The organism is Sodalis sp. RH15 (genome assembly GCF_047324255.1).
Classification (GTDB): Bacteria; Pseudomonadota; Gammaproteobacteria; order Enterobacterales; family Enterobacteriaceae; genus Acerihabitans; species Acerihabitans ligni.
The window spans coordinates 4,233,108-4,252,392 of the sequence record NZ_CP178738.1 but is presented as its reverse complement, the minus strand read 5'-3'; the positions used below and the strand labels follow the sequence as shown (position 1 = coordinate 4,252,392).

18 protein-coding genes are annotated in these 19,285 nt (G+C 60.2%); all 18 read left to right on the top strand.

The features are described from left to right. The first annotated feature begins 5 nt into the window (after positions 1-5). The 18 genes from nuoJ (at position 6) to menH (ending at position 19,274) form a co-directional block, all read left to right on the top strand. A complete protein-coding gene (nuoJ, locus tag ACL2XO_RS19270) occupies positions 6-566 on the top strand; it encodes an NADH-quinone oxidoreductase subunit J (RefSeq protein WP_413725118.1) in 561 nt (186 codons plus the stop codon). Beyond that, positions 563-865, top strand: a complete 303-nt coding sequence (nuoK, locus tag ACL2XO_RS19265; protein ID WP_132927240.1) for an NADH-quinone oxidoreductase subunit NuoK — start codon at positions 563-565, stop codon at positions 863-865. Before nuoJ ends, nuoK begins: the two co-directional genes overlap by 4 nt. Beyond that, the gene (gene nuoL, locus ACL2XO_RS19260; protein WP_132927242.1) at positions 862-2,706 is read left to right on the top strand and encodes an NADH-quinone oxidoreductase subunit L; all 1,845 of its coding nucleotides are present in this window, start codon (positions 862-864) and stop codon (positions 2,704-2,706) included. The genes nuoK and nuoL overlap by 4 nt, the downstream gene beginning before the upstream one ends. A gap of 147 nt (positions 2,707-2,853) precedes the next feature. Further along, positions 2,854-4,389 carry an NADH-quinone oxidoreductase subunit M gene (gene nuoM, locus ACL2XO_RS19255; RefSeq protein ID WP_132927244.1) on the top strand — a complete coding sequence of 512 codons (1,536 nt, stop codon included), beginning with the start codon at positions 2,854-2,856 and terminating at the stop codon, positions 4,387-4,389. Between the two features lie 6 nt (positions 4,390-4,395). Then, positions 4,396-5,853, top strand: coding sequence for an NADH-quinone oxidoreductase subunit NuoN (gene nuoN / locus ACL2XO_RS19250; protein WP_132927246.1), 1,458 nt, complete (start codon positions 4,396-4,398; stop codon positions 5,851-5,853). A gap of 749 nt (positions 5,854-6,602) precedes the next feature. Next, entirely contained in the window at positions 6,603-8,549 is a 1,947-nt protein-coding gene (locus ACL2XO_RS19245) for an FTR1 family iron permease (protein ID WP_413741309.1), read from the top strand. Positions 8,550-8,672: 123 nt separating this feature from the next. Continuing rightward, the gene (locus tag ACL2XO_RS19240) at positions 8,673-9,197 is read left to right on the top strand and encodes an iron transporter (RefSeq protein WP_132927250.1); all 525 of its coding nucleotides are present in this window, start codon (positions 8,673-8,675) and stop codon (positions 9,195-9,197) included. A gap of 101 nt (positions 9,198-9,298) precedes the next feature. Continuing rightward, positions 9,299-10,690: a Fe-S-containing protein gene (locus tag ACL2XO_RS19235; RefSeq protein WP_413741308.1), complete on the top strand. Its 1,392-nt coding sequence runs from the start codon at positions 9,299-9,301 to the stop codon at positions 10,688-10,690. 3 nt (positions 10,691-10,693) lie between these two features. Beyond that, positions 10,694-11,983, top strand: coding sequence for an ABC transporter permease (locus ACL2XO_RS19230; RefSeq protein ID WP_132927254.1), 1,290 nt, complete (start codon positions 10,694-10,696; stop codon positions 11,981-11,983). 49 nt (positions 11,984-12,032) lie between these two features. Beyond that, complete coding sequence (locus ACL2XO_RS19225) at positions 12,033-13,145, top strand: ABC transporter permease (RefSeq protein WP_413726978.1); 1,113 nt, start codon at positions 12,033-12,035, stop codon at positions 13,143-13,145. 3 nt (positions 13,146-13,148) lie between these two features. Beyond that, positions 13,149-13,874, top strand: a complete 726-nt coding sequence (locus ACL2XO_RS19220) for an ABC transporter ATP-binding protein (protein ID WP_132927258.1) — start codon at positions 13,149-13,151, stop codon at positions 13,872-13,874. Then, positions 13,852-14,364 carry a TlpA family protein disulfide reductase gene (locus tag ACL2XO_RS19215; RefSeq protein WP_132927260.1) on the top strand — a complete coding sequence of 171 codons (513 nt, stop codon included), beginning with the start codon at positions 13,852-13,854 and terminating at the stop codon, positions 14,362-14,364. The genes ACL2XO_RS19220 and ACL2XO_RS19215 overlap by 23 nt, the downstream gene beginning before the upstream one ends. Then, positions 14,361-14,663 (top strand): c-type cytochrome, encoded by a 303-nt coding sequence (locus tag ACL2XO_RS19210; protein WP_132927262.1) that lies wholly within the window; start codon positions 14,361-14,363, stop codon positions 14,661-14,663. Before ACL2XO_RS19215 ends, ACL2XO_RS19210 begins: the two co-directional genes overlap by 4 nt. A 115-nt stretch (positions 14,664-14,778) precedes the next feature. Further along, positions 14,779-15,099: a stress response protein ElaB gene (gene elaB / locus ACL2XO_RS19205; RefSeq protein WP_132927264.1), complete on the top strand. Its 321-nt coding sequence runs from the start codon at positions 14,779-14,781 to the stop codon at positions 15,097-15,099. A gap of 193 nt (positions 15,100-15,292) precedes the next feature. Beyond that, positions 15,293-16,636: an isochorismate synthase MenF gene (menF, locus tag ACL2XO_RS19200; protein WP_413743091.1), complete on the top strand. Its 1,344-nt coding sequence runs from the start codon at positions 15,293-15,295 to the stop codon at positions 16,634-16,636. 4 nt (positions 16,637-16,640) lie between these two features. Next, on the top strand, positions 16,641-16,829 hold the full coding sequence (locus ACL2XO_RS19195) for a hypothetical protein (RefSeq protein ID WP_413725112.1): 189 nt from the start codon (positions 16,641-16,643) through the stop codon (positions 16,827-16,829). Then, positions 16,786-18,507 (top strand): 2-succinyl-5-enolpyruvyl-6-hydroxy-3-cyclohexene-1-carboxylic-acid synthase, encoded by a 1,722-nt coding sequence (gene menD / locus ACL2XO_RS19190; protein WP_413741307.1) that lies wholly within the window; start codon positions 16,786-16,788, stop codon positions 18,505-18,507. The genes ACL2XO_RS19195 and menD overlap by 44 nt, the downstream gene beginning before the upstream one ends. Further along, a complete protein-coding gene (menH, locus tag ACL2XO_RS19185; RefSeq protein ID WP_413741306.1) occupies positions 18,504-19,274 on the top strand; it encodes a 2-succinyl-6-hydroxy-2,4-cyclohexadiene-1-carboxylate synthase in 771 nt (256 codons plus the stop codon). Before menD ends, menH begins: the two co-directional genes overlap by 4 nt. The last annotated feature ends 11 nt before the right edge of the window (positions 19,275-19,285 follow it).

The following is a 19,285-nucleotide window of genomic DNA, read 5'->3' as shown; positions in this document are numbered from 1 at the left end:
TAAGCATGGAAGTCGCTTTTTATGTAGCCGGTCTGGTGGCCATATTGGCCACGCTGCGGGTGATTACCCACACCCATCCGGTACGCGCACTGCTGTATCTGATCGTATCGCTGCTGGCTATCGCCTGCGTGTTTTTTACGCTGGGCGCCTACTTTGCCGGGGCGCTGGAAATTATTGTCTACGCCGGCGCCATCATGGTGCTGTTCGTGTTCGTGGTGATGATGCTCAATCTCGGGGCGTCCACGGCGCGGCAGGAGCGCGATTGGCTGGCGCCCTCGGCCTGGATCGGACCGGGAATCCTGTCGCTGCTGCTGCTGTGGACCCTCATCCGGGGTATTTACGGCGCTGCCGATCACGGCATCAGCGGCGAGATGATCAGTGCGAAAAACGTCGGCATCACGCTGTTCGGGCCTTACGTCCTGGCGGTGGAACTGGCTTCCATGCTGCTGTTGGCCGGTTTGGTGGTGGCCTTCCATCTGGGACGCGAAGACCGTGACGTGGATGCCCTGTACAAGGGTCCGAAAATCACCGACGCCATAAAAAGAAAATCGGAGGAACAAGCATGATCCCGCTTTCCCACGGACTCATTCTGGCCGCCATTCTGTTTGTTCTCGGTTTAACGGGCATGCTGATTCGCCGTAACCTGCTGTTTATGCTGCTGGGGCTTGAAATCATGATCAACGCTTCCGCCCTGGCGTTTGTGGTGGCGGGCAGCTATTGGGGACAGGCCGACGGACAGGTGATGTACATTCTGGCCATCAGTCTTGGCGCGGCCGAGGCCAGCATCGGCCTGGCACTGCTGCTGCAGCTGCATCGCCGCCGTCAAAACCTGAATATTGATAAAGTCAGCGAGATGCACGGATGAACCTACTTTACTTAACCATTCTGTTTCCCCTGCTGGGATTCCTGCTGCTGGCGTTTTCCCGGGGACGCTGGGGAGAAAACGCTTCGGCTATCGTGGGGGTCGGCACCATACTGCTGGCCGCGCTGACCACACTCTGGGTGGCCATTGATTTCCTCGGCACCCGCAGCGACGGCGCGGCGGTGTTTAACCAGCCGCTCTGGACCTGGATGTCGGTGGATAACTTCAATATCGCCGTCACCCTGAGCCTGGACGGATTGTCCCTCACCATGCTGTCGGTGGTTACCGGCGTCGGCTTTCTTATCCATCTGTTCGCCGCCTGGTATATGCGCGGGGAAGAGGGGTATTCGCGTTTTTTTGCCTATACCAACCTGTTTATCGCCAGCATGGTGCTGCTGGTGCTGGCGGATAACCTGCTGCTGATGTATCTCGGCTGGGAAGGGGTGGGGCTGTGCAGTTATCTGCTCATCGGCTTCTATTACACCGAATCGAAAAACGGCGCGGCGGCGATGAAAGCCTTTATCGTCACCCGCGTGGGCGATGTGCTGCTGGCCTTTGCCCTGTTTATCCTGTTTACCCAGCTGGGCACGCTGAATTTCCGCGAAATGGTGGTCTTGGCGCCGCAGCATATGGCGGCGGGTTCAACCGCCATCACCTTGGCGACATTGATGCTGCTCGGGGGCGCGGTGGGTAAATCGGCGCAGCTGCCGTTACAGACCTGGCTGGCGGATGCCATGGCCGGTCCGACCCCGGTCTCAGCGCTGATCCACGCCGCCACCATGGTCACCGCCGGGGTTTATCTCATTGCCCGCACCCACGGCCTGTTCCTGATGGCCCCCGAGGTGCTGCACCTGGTGGGCATCGTCGGCGCCATCACCCTGGTGCTGGCGGGGTTCGCCGCCCTGGTGCAAACCGACATCAAGCGCGTCCTGGCCTATTCCACCATGAGCCAGATAGGCTACATGTTCCTGGCTCTTGGGGTACATGCCTGGGATGCGGCTATTTTCCACCTGATGACGCACGCGTTTTTCAAAGCCCTGCTGTTCCTCTCGTCGGGCTCGGTTATCCTGGCCTGTCACCACGAGCAGAATATTTTCAAGATGGGCGGGCTGCGCAAATCCATTCCGCTGGTGTATATCTGCTTCCTGGTGGGGGGCGCGGCGCTGTCGGCGCTGCCCATCGTCACCGCGGGTTTCTACAGTAAGGATGAAATCCTTTGGGGCGCCCTGCTCAACGGCAATAACAACCTGATGCTGGCGGGCCTGGTGGGGGCGTTTCTGACCTCCATTTATACCTTCCGCATGATTTTCATCGTCTTTCACGGTAAAGAGCAAATCAAGGCCCATGCCGGCAAAGGCATTAGCCACCATCTGCCGCTGCTGGTGCTGCTGGTGCTGTCCACCTTTATCGGCGCGCTGATTACGCCGCCGCTGGCGGGGGTTCTGCCGGATATCCGCGGCGGCGAGGACGGCAAAATGACGCTGGAAATCGTCTCCGGTCTGCTGGTGATCGTCGGTATACTCATTGCCGCCTGGCTGTATCTCGGCGAGCGCCGGCTGGTGAAGTCCATCGCCGCCAGCGCGCCGGGGCGCTTGCTCACCCTGTGGTGGTTTAACGCCTGGGGCTTCGACTGGCTGTACGACAAAGTGTTTGTGCAAACCTATCTGGGCATTGCCAGACTGCTGCAGCGCGATCCGCTGAACGCCTTGATGAATACCCCGGCGGTGCTGGCGCGCTGGGGCGGCCGCGGCCTGACGCTGAGTGAAAACGGCCAGGTTCGCTGGTATGCGGCCTCGATGAGTTTAGGCGCCGTGATTGTGGTGGCACTGTTGATTTTCGTTTGATGCTGTCCGGATAACGCTTTATCGGTTAACGGAAAGTCGTCTGACAAATAAATGGTGATGACGACATGCGCGGAGCGGGAGGGGAGAACACCTTCTCGTTCGACAGCAAGTTTTCGGGTTTTTTTCAATTTAGGGACGCATAACGCCATGCTACTACCTTGGCTAATACTTTTCCCCTTCATTGGCGGTCTGCTGTGTTGGCAAAGCGAGCGATTCGGTACCAAGGTACCGCGCTGGATTGCCGTGATCTCCATGGGGCTGACACTGGCGCTCTCCCTGCAGCTGTGGCTGCAAGGCAATTATTCACTGGTTTCAGCGCAGGGGCTGCCCCAGTGGCAATCTGAATATGTGCTGCCGTGGATACCGCGCTTCGGTATTTCCATCCATCTGGCGCTGGACGGATTGTCCCTGCTGATGGTGGTGCTGACCGCGCTGCTGGGGGTGCTGGCCATTCTCTGTTCCTGGCGTGAAATCCAGCGTTACCAGGGGTTCTTCCACCTTAACCTGCTGTGGATCCTCGGCGGCGTTATCGGTGTGTTCCTGGCTATCGACATGTTCCTGTTTTTCTTCTTCTGGGAAATGATGCTGGTGCCGATGTATTTCCTGATAGCCCTGTGGGGACATCGGGCATCGGACGGCAAAACCCGTATCGCCGCCGCCACCAAATTCTTTATCTATACCCAGGCCAGCGGACTGGTCATGCTGGTGGCCATCATCGGGCTGGTGTTCGTTCATTACAACGCCACCGGCGTCTGGACCTTCAATTACGAAGATCTGCTGCATACCCCCATGTCTTCCCAGGTGGAATATTTGCTGATGCTGGGATTCTTCCTGGCTTTCGCGGTAAAGATGCCGGTGGTGCCGCTGCACGGCTGGCTGCCGGACGCGCATAGCCAGGCGCCCACCGCCGGCTCCGTCGACCTGGCGGGCATACTGCTGAAAACCGCGGCCTACGGTCTGCTGCGCTTCAGCCTGCCGCTGTTTCCCCATGCTTCCCATGAATTCGCCCCCATCGCCATGTGGCTCGGGGTGATAGGTATTTTCTACGGTGCCTGGATGGCATTTATCCAGACCGACATCAAACGCCTGATTGCCTATACCAGCGTGTCCCATATGGGTTTCGTGCTGATAGCGATTTACAGCGGCAGCCAATTGGCTTATCAGGGGGCGGTGGTGCAGATGATTGCCCATGGCCTCTCCGCCGCCGGGATGTTTATCATCTGTGGACAGCTTTATGAACGCCTGCATACCCGCGATATGCGGCAAATGGGCGGGTTGTGGGGCCGCCTGAAGCTGATTCCCGCCTTGTCGCTGTTCTTCGCGGTGGCCACCCTGGGTATGCCGGGAACCGGTAACTTTGTCGGCGAGTTCCTGATTCTTTTCGGCAGCTTCCCGGTGGTACCGGTTATCACGGTGATTTCCACCTTCGGCCTGGTGTTCGCGTCGGTTTATTCGCTGATTATGATGCAGCGCGCTTATTACGGTCCGGCCAAATCCACCGACATTCTGCCGGGAATGACGGTGCGCGAGCTGTCGATCATCCTGCTGCTGGCGGTGTTGCTGGTGCTGCTGGGAATATTCCCGCAGGCGGTGCTGCAAACCTCTCAGGCGGCAATGGGCAACGTACAGCACTGGTTCTCGATAAACGAAGCTGGTTCAACTTTTACAACAACAAGGCCGTAATTCGCCATGACAATAACTCCTCAACAACTGATCGCACTGTTGCCGCTGTTGATCGTCGGATTGACGGTGGTGGTTGTGATGCTGTGCATTGCGTGGCGACGCAACCATTTCGTCAACGCCACCCTGACGGTCATCGGCCTCAACGTGGCATTGCTTTCACTCTTTTTCGTCGGTTATGCCGGCGCCATGGACGTCACGCCGCTGATTCGCTCGGACGGCTATTCGGTGTTCTATACCGCGCTGGTGCTGTTTTCCAGCCTGGCCACCAGCACCTTTGCCTATCCCTGGCTGGCGGGTTATCCCGGTAACCGCGACGAGTTCTATCTGCTGGTATTGATCGCCGCCATGGGGGGCATACTGCTGGCGGGCGCCACCCATCTGGCGTCCATGTTCTTGGGCATTGAACTGCTTTCGCTGCCGCTGTTCGGCCTGATTGGCTATGCCTATCAGCAAAAACGGCCGTTTGAAGCCAGTATCAAATACACATTGCTGTCCGCTGCGGCCTCGTCCTTTCTGTTATTCGGCATGGCGCTGGTGTATGCCGATACCGGCAACCTGTCGTTCGTCGCCCTGGGCCATCAGCTCAACGCCGCCATGCTGCAACAGCCGCTGCTGCTGGCGGGTCTGGGCATGATGATCGTGGGTATCGGCTTTAAGCTCTCGCTGGTGCCGTTTCATCTGTGGACGCCGGATGTGTATCAGGGGGCGCCGGCGCCGGTGTCCACGTTTCTCGCCACCGCCAGCAAAGTGGCGATTTTTGCGGTGCTGATGCGGCTGTTCCTGTACGCGCCGGTCACCGACAGCAGCGCGCTGCGGCTGGTGCTGGGCATTATCGCCTTTTTCTCCATCCTGTTCGGTAACCTGATGGCCCTGGGTCAAAGCAATATCAAACGGCTGTTGGGGTATTCCTCCATTGCCCACCTGGGCTATATGGTGGTGGGGCTGATTGCGGTCAACGCGCATCTGCTTTCCATGGAGGCCATCGGGGTCTATTTGGCGGGGTATCTCTTTAGCAGCCTGGGCGCCTTCGGCGTGGTCAGCCTGATGTCCAGTCCTTACACCGGGCCGGATGCCGATTCGCTTTTCTCCTATCGCGGGCTGTTCTGGCATAAGCCCATCCTGTCGGCGGTGATGACCGTGATGATGCTGTCATTGGCGGGGATTCCGATGACGCTGGGATTTATCGGCAAGTTCTATATTATCGCCGCCGGCGTCAGCGCCCACTTATGGTGGCTGACCGGCACCGTGGTGGTGGGGAGCGCCATCGGCCTTTACTACTATCTGCGGGTGATGGTCAGTCTGTATCTGAGCCCGCCGGAAAGATTACGCCGCGATACTCCGAGCAACTGGGCGTTGACCGCCGGTGGGGTAGTGGTGTTGATCTCCTCGCTGCTGGTGCTGCTGTTGGGGATCTACCCGCAGCCGCTGATTGCCATTGTGCGGCTGGCGCAGCCGATTATGTGATGAGTTCCGCGCCTGCGGCGCGGGATTGCTTTTCGCTCGCTGCGCGTCCGGTGATAGCGGGCTTACCGCGCTGTGGGGCGCTCGGGCGGGCGGTAAAACCACGCCCGCTTCGACCCCATCGGCACGGTTTCCCTTTAACAGGCTTGCTGCACGTGCGGTGATAGCGGGCTTACCGCGCTGTGGGGCGCTCCGACGGGCGGTAAAACCACGCCCGCTTCGACCCCATCGGCACGGTTTCCCTTTAACAGGCTTGCTGCACGTGCGGTGATAGCGGGCTTACCGCGCCATGGGGCGCTCGGGCGGGCGGTAAAACCACGCCCGCTTCGACCCCATCGGCACGGTTTCCCTTTAACAGGCTTGCTGCACGTCCGGTGATAGCGGGCTTACCGCGCCATGGGGCGCTCGGGCGGGCGGTAAAACCACGCCCGCTTCGACCCCATCGGCACGGTTTCCCTTTAACAGGCTTGCTGCACGTGCGGTGATAGCGGGCTTACCGCGCCATGGGGCGCTCGGGCGGGCGGTAAAACCACGCCCGCTTCGACCCCATCGGCACGGTTTCCCTTTAACACGCCCGGTTCAGCTGTAGTGAATTGCGCTGTCAGCCCGGCGTGCGGCGGGCCTGCCGCATTCAGATACAATTCCCTTCAAAAAATTTTTGTTAAAAAAACCTTTCTTGACCCTAATCATTGTTTATTCGTGCGGTTCGGTGATAATGCAAATAAATCTCATTGACGTTTGGTATTGGTTCAATGTTCACCTCCTTGCCGAAATTTTTGCTGTGTGCCCTGATCTGGCTGCTCGGTGTTACGTGCGCCTGGTCGGCGGATGATTACAAAGCCTGGATAACCGATATCCAGGGTCGTCTGGATACTACCGTCCAACTTTATCAGCAGCAGCAGAAAGATGCCGCGCGCCGTGAAGTGCAGATGGCCTATTTCGAGGTTTTCGAAAACCTGGAAGGGCCGATTCGCATTAATACCTCAGCGCAGAAAAGCTATCAAATGGAAAGCCAGTTTGGCGAAATCCGCCAGATGATCAGCGACGGCAAGCCACTGTCCGACGTGCAGGGGAAAATCGAGACCCTTAAAGGCGAGCTGGCGGATGTATTGCCCATATTGACCGGCGGGAAACCCTTGGTGGCCACGGCGCAGAACTCGGTCTACGGTAACGACAAGATTGCCCTTTACTGGCAGCAAAAATTCAAGGTCATTGACGATTTTCTGGCGAACGCGGTGACGCAGTACCAGCAGGGTCAGTATGACGCCGCCAGTCAAAGCGTGCAGCAAGCCTTTTTCCAGGGCTTTAAAAACTCGGAAATGGAAATGTCGGTGCGTAATAACCGCTCATCGCAGCAGGCCGCCGATATCAACCAGCAATTTTCCGCGCTGATCACCCTGGCGACCCAGCCTGATCAGATGACCGCCATGGCCTACGCCGACACCACGCTGCTGCAGAATATCGAAGATCTGCTGCCGGGCCTGCCCACCACCCGTCCGGATCAGCCGGTAACGGCGCCGGTACCGGCCGCCGCCGGCAGCGCGGCGGCAAGCGCGGACGCGGCGCCGGATGCCAACTGGCGGCAGGTGAGCGATGATATCAATTCCGCGGTAGCCGCCGCCATCGCCCAATACCGGGCGGGGCAAGGCAAAGAGGGCATGATGGCGATTCAGGACGCGTACTTCGATCACTTCGAAGCCAGCGGCATGGAAAATAAAATCGGCTCCCGCGATACGGCGTTCAAAACCGCCCTGGAAGGCTATTTTACCCGTCTGGTCAGCCTGATGAAGGCCGGAGCGCCGTTGGATCAGGTGCAACAGCAGGCCGATGCCTTGGGCCAGGACCTGTCCAAGGCAGTGGATATGCTGGGGGCCGGGCAGGAAAGCCATTGGGGCCTGTTTATCTACAGCCTGCTGATTATCGTGCGGGAAGGGCTGGAGGCGCTGTTAATCGTAACGGCAATTATTGCTTACCTGGTGAAAAACAAACATCAGGACAAACTGCCGATGATCAATCAATCGGTCTGGGTGGCATTGCTGGCAAGCCTCGTCACCGCGGGTCTTTTCCAGTGGATGTTCGCCAATTCCGGCGCCAATCGGGAACTGCTGGAAGGCGGCACCATGATGGTGGCGGTGGTGACCCTGTTCTTTATGAGTTATTGGCTGCTCTCCAAGGTGGAGGCGCGGCACTGGAAGGCCTATCTGGAAGGCAAGCTTTCCCTGTCTCTCACCAGCGGCTCACTGGCCGGCCTGTGGTTTACCAGTTTTCTGGCGGTGTACCGTGAAGGAGCGGAAACCGTACTGTTCTATTACGCGCTGATTGGTGACTCCGCCGGCGTGGCGGGCCATATGTCCATACTGGCCGGATTCCTGGTGGGATGCGTCGTGTTGCTGCTGGTATATGTGCTGATGCGTTATACGGTGGTGAAACTGCCGCTTAAGCCGTTTTTTATGTTTACCGGCGGTTTTATGTATCTGATGGCGTTCGTATTTGCCGGCCAGGGGGTTCTGGAGCTGATCGAAGGAAAATTATTCGAACCGACCCTATTAAAGAATATGCCGCAAATTAGTCTGTTGGGGATTTACCCCTATCTGGAGACTCTGGCTCCGCAAGCAGTTTTGGTACTGGCCGCGCTGTTCGCCCTCTGGGTGATGCGTCGCCGTTCCCGTACCGAGATACCCGGGCATGAAGCAGTGTAGAGCAATTTATAACAATTATACCCAATTGAAGTAACGGGTATTTACCCTAAATACTTCGAGTTGCAGGAAAGCCAACGCAGCTGCAACCAGGAATATGGCGGATATGACTTGAGGATGAGATAGATGATGATGAACAAAGGGTTGATAACCGCGATGGTTATTACCGGTTTTACAGTCGCCCCGGCAGTTATGGCCGCCGAGCATCCGGCCGGTGAACCTATCACCATGAACGGCATGGAAATCGCAGCGGTTTATTTACAGCCCATCGAGATGGAGCCTCGCGGCATGGGCTTGCCCGCGGCCAAGGCCGATGTCCATCTTGAAACCGATATCCACGCGGTGAAAGGCAATCAGAACGGTTTTGGCGCCGGTGAATGGATGCCTTACCTGACCATTGGCTACTCTTTGGTGAACACCGATACCGGTGCGAAACAAGACGGTACATTTATGGCAATGGTGGCCAATGATGGCCCGCATTACGGCCAAAATGTCAAAATGATGGGCGTGGGTAATTATAAAGTGACTTTCCATATCGAGCCGCCGCCGAAGGCCGGCATGTACCGCCATACCGACGCTGAAACCGGTGTCGGTCCGTGGTGGAAACCGTTCGACGTGAGTTATACGTTTAAATACGTCGGCTTGAAATAATACTCTCCAGCCACGACCGCCTTGGCGGTCGTGTTCTGTTTTCGCTGTCGCAGTGGCCTGCCGGACCACCGCACAATGATTACCGGTTCTGAGTAGGCTTCATGAACTATTTTTTCGTTACCGTATTACAAGCTTTCCTGCCGGTGGCGCTGCTCTGCGGTTTGAACTGGGTCCGTCGGCCGACGCCTTCCCTGCGCGGGCTGGTATGGGTAAATTTACTGGCCCTGGCGGCCGGGACCCTGGCGGGGATTTACCTGCGCGCCGGCCAGCCGCTGCAACTGACCCTCGCCGTGCTGCAATTTATTTTACTGCTGCTGTTCCTGGCGAGTCAGTTCACCTATTCCGCCCGTATCGGCTACGGTTGGCAGTTTCTGCTGCCGGCCGGTGCGGCATTGAATTGGGGCGCCGATCCCAATCTCAGCGCATTGACGTCTTCAGGGGTCATCAATACTGATTTGCTGTTGAATCTCAGCGCGGTGGCGTGCGCCGTGGTGGTATTGGCCCTGAGCGCCATCATGACCGCCATGGTGGTACGGCGGCTGGCGGCCTGGCGCTGGCCGCTGCTGGTAATATTATCGCTGCTGCTGCTGCTGCCCCTGAGCGGCGAGTGCGTTCTGCTGTTGATGAAGCTGGAAACCATCGGCTTGACGAAACCCCGTCTGAGCTTTGTCGCCCATGTCACCAACGGCGCGCCCTGGCTGAATTATCTCAGCGCGGCGGCGATGGCGGTGCTGATGGCCGGCTACCTGCCGATCCTGGTGCGCCTGCGTGGTGAATACCGCCGTCAGGTCGGGCCTATTCTTCGCCGCAAGGGGATTGCCCGCTACCGCAACGCCCGCCGCACCGCCGGCAGCCTGCTGGCGGCGGCTGTGCTGGTGGTGGCCGGCCAGCTGTACTGGGATCTTGTGGCCTCCCAGCCGCCGCGTTTATCGGAAGCGGTGCCGGTGACGCTGGCCGCCGACGGGCTGGTGCATATCCCCCTGCAACAGGTACGGGACGGCAAACTGCACCGTTTTGTCTGGGTGGCGGACGACGGGAAAGCGGTGCGCTTTTTGGTCATTAACCGTTATCCCGACAGGCTGCGGCTCGGGGTCGTCTTTGACGCCTGCCTATTGTGCGGCGATCAGGGGTATGTGATGGAAGGCAACCAGGTGGTGTGCGTCGCCTGCGGCGTGCATATCTTCATTCCCTCCATCGGTAAATCGGGGGGCTGCAATCCTATTCCCATCGCCGACTGGCGTAATGACGATAAAGAACTGACCATCGGCAAACCGGCGCTGGTGGCGGGGGTGAATTACTTCACCACCGTGATGACGCTGCATGTGTCCGACCCGGTGGACGGCAGCAAACTGACCAATACTCAGGCTGAATACAAATACAGTTACGGCGGGAAAATGTACTTCTTCGCCAGCGAAGCGAACTACAACCGTTTCCGTGGGCAACCGACCCTATTCGTGCCGGCGGCCACCGGCAGCGGCGCGGCGGAGGATTAGCCTATGTTGTGGCGTATGTTGCGGCAGTCGTGGTGTAAAAATATCCGGCGCAAATCGCTGGCGGTTTTGACGGTATTCCTCGCCGCCGGGCTGATTTCGGCGCTGCTGGCGGTCTCCATTGATATCGGCGACAAGATGGCGCGGGAATTGAAATCCTATGGCGCCAATATCCTGATCGAACCGGCGGGCCAGGCGGCGCTGCCGGTAATGTTCGGCCAGCGCGCCGTGCCGCTGTCCGGGGAGGACCTGATCGATGAGTCCGAACTGCCCAGTATCAAGGATATTTTCTGGCGTAACAATATCGTCGGCTTCGCGCCGCTGCTCAACGGCGAAGTGACGGTTAACGATACCGCGGTGCCGGTGCTGGGCACCTTCTTCTCACAGCCGGTAAACGTGCCGGATGAGACGGATTACCATACCGGACAGGAAGTCATCAGTCCCTACTGGCGGGTGGCGGGGCAGTATCCCCACGAACCGGTGGCGGCGGGGCGGCAGCCGGAAGCCTTGATAGGCAAACAGCTGGCTCAGCGCAGCGGCTGGAAAACCGGCGACGTCTTATCCCTCAAGGGCAGTCACGGGGCAGTGACGGTGCGCATCAGCGGCGTATTGACCAGCGGCGGCGATGAAGAGGGCCGCCTGGTCATGCCGCTGGCGGTGGTCCAGCAGTTGCTGGGATTACCGGGCAAGGTGCAGGCGGTGCGGGTGTCGGCGCTGACGGTGCCGGAGAACGCGCTCTCCCGGCGGGCGCGGGACAATCTTGACGGTTTGTCGGCGGCGGATTATGACCGCTGGTATTGCACCGCCTTCGTCTCCTCCATCGCTCATCAGCTGGAAGAGGCGATTTCCGGCTCGGTGGTGCATCCCATTTGGCAGGTGGCGGCCTCGGAAGGGGTGGTTATCGAAAAAATCCAACTGCTGCTGGCGGTGGTGACGCTGGCGGCGCTGGCGGCCTCGGCGATGGGCATTGCCTCGCTGATGACCAGCACCATCATGGAGCGCGCCCGGGAAATCGGCCTGATGAAGGCGCTTGGCGCGCATCAATGGCAGATTATGCTGCTGTTCTATTTGGAGGCGGTGATGAGCGGCGCCTTGGGCGGCCTGCTGGGCTGCGTTGCCGGCTGGGGACTGGCGAAAGCCATCGGCTTGATGCTGTTCGGCGTCCCGCTGAGCTTTGCCTGGGTGGTGGTGCCGTGCGTGCTGGTGATCGCCATTCTGATCGCGGTCATCGGCACCTGGTTCCCGGCGCGGCGCATCGGCAAGATGTATCCGGTGGAGGTGCTGTATGGCAATTGATTCCGCCCTCGCCAGGCCGGCGGCGCGCAAATCCGCCTTGGGCGGTTCCATGTTCTGGCTGCTGGTGCTGCGTGCCCTGAGGCTTCGCCTGCAGCGGGTGGCGGTGGTGTTCGCCGCCCTGACGGTAGGGGCGGCCATCGTTACCGCCATGGCATCGGTGTATTTTGATATCAACGCCAAAATGAGCCAGGAACTGCGCACCTTCGGCGCGAATTTTTATCTTGGCCCCGGTCACGGCGACAGCCTGCCGGCGTCGATACTGCAACCGGTTATCGACGGTGCGCCGCCGGGGCTGATTAATGCCGCCAGCCCCTATTTGTACGGCATGGCGCGCACCGAACTGCAAAAAGTGGTGCTGATGGGGGTCTGGTTCGATTCCCTACAGCAGCTGGTGCCCTACTGGCAGGTCAAAGGGGACTGGATTGGCGTCGATTTTGACGATCGCCATGCCATGATCGGTATCAAACTGGCGGATATTTTGCACGTCAAGCTCGGCGATACCGTGACCCTGGTGGAAGGCAATAAGCGCAAGAGCCTGCAAATCAAAGGCATCGTTGAAGCCGGCGACGCCACCGACAATATGCTGATTTTAAATCTGGATCTGGCGCAGGAGTGGCTGCACCAGCCGGGAGCCATCAGCGATGCCATGTTCAGCGTCAACAACGATCTCGGCCAGGTGGATGTTTTCGCGCGCCGGCTGCAACGGCAGCACCCGGAGCTGGACGTGCGGCCGATCCTGAAGGTCTCGGCGTCCGAAGGCCAGGTGCTGGATAAGATCAAAGGCTTGATGGGATTGGTATCGGCGGTGATCCTGATTCTGTCGTCGTTATGCGTCAATACCACGCTGATGGCCATTGTGGGGGAACGCTCCCGTGAATTCGCCCTGCAAAAGGCCCTGGGCGCCAGCGCCCGGGATATTACCCTGCAAATGCTGGCGGAAACCGGCATTATCGCGCTGGCGGCGGTGATATGCGGCGTGGTTATCGGCTTTGTGCTGGCGCAGATCCTGGGCCATGCGGTATTCAACGCATCCATTGCCCTGCGCGCCCCGGTTTTTCCGCTGACCCTGGTATTGTCCCTGCTGGTGGCGGCTGTTGCGGCCATTGTCCCGGTGCGGCGTGCTTTGCATGTCGTCCCGGCTCTGGTCCTGAAAGGAGAATAGAACATGGCTTCAACCATCCGGTTGATACAACCTCAGCCCGCGGCGGATTATGTTATCGAGACGCGGCATCTCTTTAAGCGCTTTGGCAAGGTCACGGCGCTGGAAGATATCAATATCCGCATCCGCCGGGGTGAATTTGTCGCCTTTATGGGGGCCTCGGGCTCCGGCAAAACCACGCTGATGAATATCCTGACCTGCCTGGATACCGCCAGCGAAGGGCAGGTGCTGCTGGACGGCGTGGATGCCGCCGCGCTGGACGAAGAAGGGCGGCGCAATTTCCGCGCCGACAAGATAGGCCTGGTATTCCAGCAGTTTCACCTGATTCCGTTTCTCACCGCATTGGAAAACGTCATGCTCGCGCAGCACTACCACAGCGTGGTGGACGAACCCGCCGCCCGGGCGGTGCTGGAGCAAGTGGGCCTGGGGGCGCGGGTGGATCATCTGCCCAGCCAGCTCTCCGGCGGCGAGCAGCAGCGGGTCTGTATCGCCCGGGCTCTGGTTAATGAGCCGCCGGTTATTTTCGCCGATGAGCCCACCGGCAACCTGGATGAAGAAAATGAACAGCGGGTGCTGGATTTGCTGACGGATTTGCACCGTCAGGGCCGGACCATCGTCATGGTGACCCATAATCCGGAACTGGGACGTTTCGCCGATCGCATCATCCGCTTGCAGCACGGTAAATATCTTGGCGAGGAGAATAATCATCATGAATTGGCGTCGCGCGGTTAATCTGTTTTGCCTGCTGGCGCTGGCGGCGGCCCTGGGCGGCTGCAAAGACCAACAGCAGGTGGCCATTGGCGCCAAAGCCCCGTCCCTGGCGGCGTTTGATTTACGCGGGCAGCCGGCGGCACTGGAAAAATGGCACGGGAAGCAGGTATATTTAACCTTCTGGGCGGCAGACTGCGGCGGATGCGCGGCGGATTTGGCGGCTTTGCAAAAGCTGACCGACAGCTATGGCAACGGCAGCGGCCTGGTGGTGGTGGCGGTGAATACCGATCCGCAGCAGACGGACATCGCCCCTTTTCTCGGCCAGCTGCATCTGAGCTATCCGGTGGTGCGCGACCAGCTCGGCATTACCAAAGAACGTTATCAGGTGATTGGTACGCCCACCTCGTATCTTATCGATGGGCAGGGCAAGGTGGTGGAAGTACACCAGGGCATGCAGGGTGAACCGGCGCTGGCGGCCATGTTCCGGCAGGCGCAACAAGGAAAATCATGAAAAAAATCATTACTGTCGCGCTGCTGTGCTGCGCGGCGGCGCCGGCCTTCTCAGCCGTCGACGGGGCGCTGAAATACAGCCAGAGCTGCGCCGATTGCCATGGCCGCAAGGCTGACCGGCAGGCATTCGGCAAGGCGCCGCCGCTGATTTCCTTATCCCGCGACCAGCTGGTATCCGGCTTGACCGACCGCCGGGACGGCAAAATCGAAACCAGCGGCGCCGAACATCAGGCCAAAACCACCCTGACCGATGAGGATATCCAGGGGCTGGCTGATTACATTCAAACCCTTAAACATTGACGGCGGCCATAGCGGGTTGATTTTAAGAATGATCCGGCAGGAAATGTTCCTCGGTTATTGAAATACTTGACTATAGTTATAGCATCGGTCTTTCATCAGAACACGGAGAACAGTTATGGTTAACCCAACAGATCCCACTCAACCACATGAAACACATGTGGACGACGACGTGCAATTGTTGTCCGATACCCTGGAAGAGGTTTTGGCTTATTCCGGCGATAAGGCGGACCAAAAATATGTTGAGTTGAAGACCCGCGCCGAAGCGGCGCTGGACGAGGTCAAGAAGCGCATCAGCCGCGCGTCGGATAATTATTATTATCGGGCCCGACAGGCGGTCTACCGCGCCGATGAATACGTGCAGGAAAATCCCTGGCGTGGCGTGGGCATCGGCGCGTCGATAGGTCTGGTGTTCGGTTTGCTGCTGGCCCGCCGCTAACGTTCCGCCGGCTGGCTGAAAGAGCCAGCCGCTCTCATGTAAATACCTGCTAATCGATGCATATCTACCAGCATTCCTTTCGTTTTTGGCATGACCGACCGTATAATCCATACTCATATAATTAGCTAATAAACCCAATAGCTTTCGGGTTGCCGCCGGCACGGCCGCAACGTGAGGGATAATGGGAATAATTATGCGGGTGCTTATGCTGCCGTTACTTCAATCAGCTCTTCAACAGCATATGGATGCGGGGACCATACCCGAGGTACCGGGGGTCTATTCCATCAGCCTGCCCTGGACGCCCGGCGTGCACGTGCCCATGCTGGACTGGCTGAACGCCGTGCCCCTTTATCCCCAATGCTATTGGCAGCATCGCGACGGCGAGCTGGAGGCGGCGGCGTGCGGCGGCGTGAAGATATTCAACCGCCTGGCGTCGGCACAGGCCTTTTTAGCCGCCCATCCGGCCCGCGATACGCTGCGCCTTTGGGGCCTGAACGCCTTCGGTCATGGAGAAGGCGAACCGGAGAGCTATCTGTTTTTGCCCCGGATTACCTGGCAGCGCGAGCGGCAATCCCATCAGTTAATCCTCAATCTGGCCAGCGACGGCTCCCTGCTGGAGGATGCCCGGCTGTGTGCCGCCCAATTGGCCCAATTGGCCCGATTGCCTGGCGCCGGGCCACTGGACCCCTTTGCCGCCGGTGAAATCAGCGCCGCTCATCAGCCTGAACGTCCCCAGTGGCGGCAGATGATCGCCCGGGCGCTGGCGGCTCTGCGGGAGCAGCAATTCGCCAAAGTGGTGCTGGCGCGCCGCACCCGTCTGGTGCTGAGCGGCAAGCTTCGCTCCGCCGCCCTGATGGCCGCCAGCAAGGCGGTTAACCATCACTGCTATCACTACATGCTGTGCTGGTCTCCCGGGCGGGCGTTCTTGGGGTCAAGCCCGGAGCGGCTCTACCGCCGGCGGGAAAACCGGCTTGATACCGAAGCGCTGGCGGGCACCGTCGCCGCCGGCGGGCCTTCGTCATCCGCCGCCGAATTGGCGGACTGGCTGATGAACGACGATAAAAATCAACGGGAAAATCTGCTGGTGGTGGATGATATCTGCCAACGGCTGCATCCGGCCGCTCTTTCCCTTGACGTCACGCCGCCGGAGATCATCAGCCTGCGCACCGTGCAGCACCTGCGGCGGACCATTATGGCGCAGCTCAACTGCCGGGACGATGTCCGCTGCCTGTCCATGCTGCAGCCCACCGCCGCGGTGGCCGGGCTGCCCCGTGACGCCGCCCGGCGCTTTATTGCCCGCCATGAGCCGTTCGGGCGGGAGTGGTACGCGGGCTCGGCGGGCTATCTTTCCCTGGCGCAATCGGAGTTCTGCGTCTCCCTGCGCTGCGCTCAGGTGGAGAACCAATCCGTCATGCTCTATGCCGGCGCCGGTATCGTGGAAGGATCCGATGCGGATCAAGAGTGGCGGGAAATTGAAAATAAAGCCGCGGGCATGCGCTCCCTGTTCGCCGCCGAGTCCGCTGAACCGGCGGGATGAGGTTATGCCGTTTTATATCAACATCCCGCCGGCGGTACGTGCTTATAATGGCGGCTTGCCGGGGGGCCGGGAATACCAATCCTGTCCCCCTTATGTCCTGACCACCTCGGCGGGACGGGTTTTTCATTCCCTTGAGACGGTTTTCTTTCATGACAAAAAATGCGATGCCCGCAGCGTCATCAACCGAATTTAACCGGCGCTGGGCCAGAGTAGTGCTGGAAACCCTGACCCGCCACGGCGTGCGGCATATCTGCATTGCGCCCGGTTCCCGTTCAACCCCGCTGACCCTTGCCGCCGCCGGGCATCCGCGGCTTGTCCGCCACACTCATTTCGATGAGCGCGGATTGGGACATCTGGCTTTGGGACTGGCCAAGTCCACGGGCCAGCCGGTGGCGGTTATCGTCACTTCCGGCACCGCGGCGGCCAATCTCTACCCGGCGCTGATCGAAGCCAGCCTCACCGGCGAACGGCTGATTATGCTCACCGCCGATCGGCCGCCGGAACTGATTGATTGCGGCGCCAACCAGGCCATCCGCCAACCCGGCCTGTTTGCCGGATTTGCCGGCCGGTCGGTAAACCTGCCCCGTCCGACGCCGGATATTCCGGCGGGCTGGCTGGCATCCACCCTCGATCAGGCCTTGTCCGCCCGCGAAACGGTCCATGTCAACTGTCCGTTTGCCGAACCTCTGTACGGGCCTGAAGAGAACGATGAGGATCCCTGGTCGTCGGCGCTGGGGGAGTGGTGGCAGGATGACCGGCCCTGGCTGTCGGTGCCGCTCCCGGCGCAGGCCCGGACCTTGCCTGAGGATGACTGGGAAGGCTGGCGCCGGCGCAAAGGGGTCATTATCGCCGGGCGTATACCGGCGGAGGAGGGGGGGCGTCTGGCGACCTGGGCCGCTGAGCTGGGCTGGCCGCTGATTGGCGATGTCCTGTCGCAAACCGGGCAGCCGCTGCCGTTTGCCGATTTGTGGCTGGCCGACCCGGCCGCCGGAGAGTGCCTGCAACAGGCGGAACTGGTGATTCAGTTCGGCGGCAGCCTGACCGGCAAGCGCCTGCTGCAGTGGCAGGCGCAGTGCCGGCCGCGGGAGTATTGGCTGGTGGATCCGCTGCCGGGCCGTCTGGATCCGGCGCATCACCGCGGCCGGCGTTTTCATACGCCCGTCGGCGCCTGGCTCGACTGCCATCCTTCCCCGTCCCCGTCCTCACGGGACAACAAGAACTGGGCCGCGCCGCTGGAAGCGTTAAGCCGCCGGGCGCACCGCCATATCCGGGCGGCGATGACCGGAGCCCTGGGGGAAATTCAGCTGGCGCACCGTCTGGCGGAGCTGCTGCCCGCCGGCGGCCGGCTGTTTATCGGCAACAGCCTGGCGGTTCGGCTGGTGGACGCCCTGGGGCAATTGCCTGCGTGCTATCCGGTATTCGGCAACCGCGGCGCCAGCGGTATCGACGGTTTGCTCTCCACCGCCGCCGGCGTATTGCGGGGCGGCGACGGGCCGCTGCTGGCCGTGGTGGGGGATTTATCGGCGCTTTACGATCTGAATGCCCTGGCGCTGTTTCGCCACACCACCGCGCCGGCGGCCATCCTGGTGGTCAACAATAACGGCGGCCAGATATTCTCCCTATTGCCGACCCCTGAAGCGGTACGGGAACACTATTACGTCATGCCGCAGCAGGTGGAGTTCCGCCACGCCGCGGCATTGTTCGGCCTGAATTATGCCAGCCCGCCGGATTTCTCCACGCTGCAAAGCTGCCTGGCCGATGCCTGGCGGCAGCCGGCCGGGAGCGCCGCCACGCTGATTGAACTGGCGGTGCCGCCCCATGAGGGAGCCGACCGGTTCCGGAGCCTGGTGGCCGGGATGGCGGCGGTATGAAGTGGGCCGTGAATCGCCTGCGGCCCGGTGAGGCCGGGCGGCCCTGGTTGGTTTGGCTGCACGGTCTGCTGGGCAGTGGCGATGATTGGGCGCCGGTGTTACCCTATTTTGATGGCTGGCCGATGGCGGCGCCGGATTTACCGGGCCATGGCGCGTCCTGTTCCATGTCGCCGGAAGGTTTCGCCGAGGTCACGCAGGGGCTGGCGCAGACGCTGGCTTCCCTGGACATCGAACGCTATATTCTTATCGGCTACTCTCTCGGCGGCCGTATCGCCCTTTACCATGCCTGTCGGGATCGTCCGGCGGGGTTGCGCGGAGTGTTTGTGGAAGGGGCGCATCCGGGATTGGCCAGCCCGGAAGCCCGGGCAGACCGTCTGCGACACGATCGCGCCTGGGCGCAGCGTTTTGCCCAGCAGCCCCTGGGGCAGGTATTGGACGACTGGTACCGACAGCCGGTATTCGCCGATTTATCCGACGCGCAGCGCCGGGAACTGGTGGCGCTGCGCCGCCATAACCAGGGAACCGCCATCGCGGCCATGCTGGACGCCACTTCGCTGGCGCGCCAGCCCGATTTACTGCCGTCGCTCCAGACCCTGAGTTTGCCCTTCGGCTATCTGTGCGGCGAACGGGACGCCAAATTTTCCACGCTGGCACGGCAGGGCGGCCTGCCCTGTTCCCTGGTGCCCGGTGCGGGTCATAATGCCCACCGGGCCGAGCCGGCGGCTTTTGCCGAAAAACTTTTATCCCTGCTTGCCCCGTTATACTAAAGGAACGCTTT